We start from the raw sequence: 2,486 nt of genomic DNA on the forward strand, positions 1-2,486 counted from the left end.
GGAATTGCCGCACAGTTAATCGCCACAAATGGCTGCTCAGCACGCGCTGATTTGTCATGAATATAACGGGCTAATACTTCTTTACCCGAACCACTGGGGCCTAATACCATGACGCTGGCATCCGATTTAGCCACTCGACTTGCCAGCTCTAACAACTGCACACTTGTTGGATCGGCTACAATGGGCCCCTCGGTATCTTTGGCTTTTTCCGGTAAATAACGGCTCACCATATTAAGCAGTACTTCGGGTGCAAACGGTTTGGTCATGTAATCAATGGCGCCTAAACGCATTGCCTCTACCGCATCGTCTATGGTGGCGTAGGCGGTCATCATTAATACCGGTAAATCAGGGTAATTAAGTTTAATACTGCGCAGTAAATCCAGGCCGCTCATGCTGCCCATTTGCACATCGCTAACCACTAACGAAAACGTGGCTTGTTTTAGCAATAACATGGCCTGCTCGGCACTGTCGGCGGCGACACATTCAATACCCGACATTGCCAAGGTATCAATTAATGCTTCGCGAAGTCCTGCATCGTCTTCGACAACTAAAATAGTATTACTCATAACGCTTCCTCTCATTTAGCTGCGGTACTAATAGGCAGTAGCAAGTTAAAACAGGCGCCGCCTTGGGCATTATTTGTTACTTCTACTCGCCCTTGATGCGCATTTGCCACCGCACTCACCACGGCAAGTCCTAAGCCTGTGCCTTGGCTTTTAGTGGTAAAAAAGGGTTCAAATAATTTATCGGCTTGGCTTAAATCGACCCCCGGGCCATTATCACTGACGCTAATCCGTACCTGCTCGGTATTTAACGCATCGCGCGCGGCACTCACTTGTACCTGTGCGCTGCTGCCAATAATTTGAATACTGTTGTGGATCAGGTTTTGAATCGCGCTGGCCAGCGCCGTTTTATTGCCTAAAATGCTAATATCGGGCTCGGGTAACACCACGCTAAGGTCGCTATTATTTAGCGTTACCATGGCGTCGGCACCGGTTTTCACTTCATTTAACAATTGCTGCATTGAAACTTGTTCTACCACATGTTGTTCGCCACTTTTTGCAAACAGCAGCATGTCGTTCACTTGGTTTTCTAAGTCTTTGAGGCGCGACATCAGTTTAGTTTGAAAATTATCGCGGGAAGCTTCGGGTAAACGTTTAGAGCCTAAATTAGCAGCGTAAAGCATCGCCGCCGAAAGGGGCGTGCGTACCTGGTGCGCCAATGAGGCCACCATTTTACCCAGCGCACTTAAGCGCTGCATATGCGCGACACGTTTTTGCAAACGGCGCGTTTCGGTTAAGTCTGTCATTAGTATTAGCTGACCGGGCTCGGGCGCCAAGGCAGTAATATCGAGTTTAATTAAGCGGCCATCTTTTAACGACACTTCGTGGCCGTCATCTTGCTGTGGTCGAAAAGAACGCTGAATAACACTAAACCACTTTTCACCTTCAAGTGGCTCGCCCAGCATATCAATCGCCAATTGATTTACTTTAGCGATCATTCCGCTGCCATCCAGCACAATGACGCCCGCTGGCATAGTATCGACTAAGTGCGTAAGCCAACTAGCCTGCTTACGCAGATCACTTAATTCCCCAACATACTCTTCTTGTAGTAAACATGGGTTATACTGATTTGCAGTAATAAACTGTGGTTTTAACACACTAGCAAGTGCCATAATTAACTCTCTAATTAATCTACATAGCGGAGTAAATGCACGATTCGTACCACTATTTATCACTTGAAATATCATTAGCTTAGCGGTTTAAAACTGGCGTCGTAAAAATGACGCGCTTATAAAACAATAACAATAAGGAGCAATTATGACTCAGCAAACATTGTGTCGCTGCCCATGGCTAGACACCAGTAAACCCGACTACGTTGACTATCACGATAACGAGTGGGGAGTGCCGGTATATGATGATAAGACCCTGTTTGAGTTTTTAACCTTAGAATCGGCGCAAGCCGGTTTAAGTTGGTACACTATTTTAAAAAAGCGAGCGGGTTATAAAAAAGCTTTTGCCGATTTTGACGTGCATACAGTCGCCGCGTTTACCCAACAAGATATTGAGCGCTTAATGCTTGATGCGAGTATTGTGCGTAACCGGTTAAAAATTGCAGCCACCATTAATAACGCACAGTGCTTTATTAAAATACAGCACGAGTTTGGCAGCTTTAGCGCGTATCAATGGCGATTTGTTAATAATGAGCCTTTAGTTAGTAATTTGAATAAGCTGGAGGACTACCCTGCCACGAGCGAAATAGCGAACGCATTTGCAAAAGATTTAAAACAGCGCGGTTTTAAGTTTTTAGGCCCCACCACCGTATACGCCCACATGCAAGCCTGTGGCATGGTTAACGACCACAGTAATAGCTGCTTTCGAAAAGAAGAAGTTAAAAAGCTAGGGGCTAGGTGTTAGGTGTTAGGTGCTAGGTGCTAGGTGCTAGGTGCTAGGTGCTAGGTGCTAGGTGCTAGGTGCTAGGTGCTA

General features: G+C 46.1%; 3 protein-coding genes. 1 reads left to right on the top strand and 2 read right to left on the bottom strand.

Going from position 1 to position 2,486, the window contains the following annotated elements; genetic code table 11:
- Window positions 1-566: sigma-54-dependent transcriptional regulator (locus ABYB02_RS16580; protein WP_372763473.1), on the bottom strand; the 566-nt coding region annotated here is incomplete at its 3' end.
- Window positions 567-577: 11 nt separating this feature from the next.
- On the bottom strand, window positions 578-1,675 hold the full coding sequence (locus ABYB02_RS16585) for a PAS domain-containing sensor histidine kinase (RefSeq protein WP_372763474.1): 1,098 nt from the start codon (window positions 1,673-1,675) through the stop codon (window positions 578-580).
- 145 nt (window positions 1,676-1,820) lie between these two features.
- Between ABYB02_RS16585 and ABYB02_RS16590 the strand changes: the two genes are divergently transcribed.
- Complete coding sequence (locus ABYB02_RS16590) at window positions 1,821-2,417, top strand: DNA-3-methyladenine glycosylase I (protein ID WP_372763475.1); 597 nt, start codon at window positions 1,821-1,823, stop codon at window positions 2,415-2,417.
- The last annotated feature ends 69 nt before the right edge of the window (window positions 2,418-2,486 follow it).

The organism is Pseudoalteromonas sp. (genome assembly GCF_041613455.1).
In the GTDB taxonomy this organism is placed as follows: Bacteria; Pseudomonadota; Gammaproteobacteria; order Enterobacterales; family Alteromonadaceae; genus Pseudoalteromonas.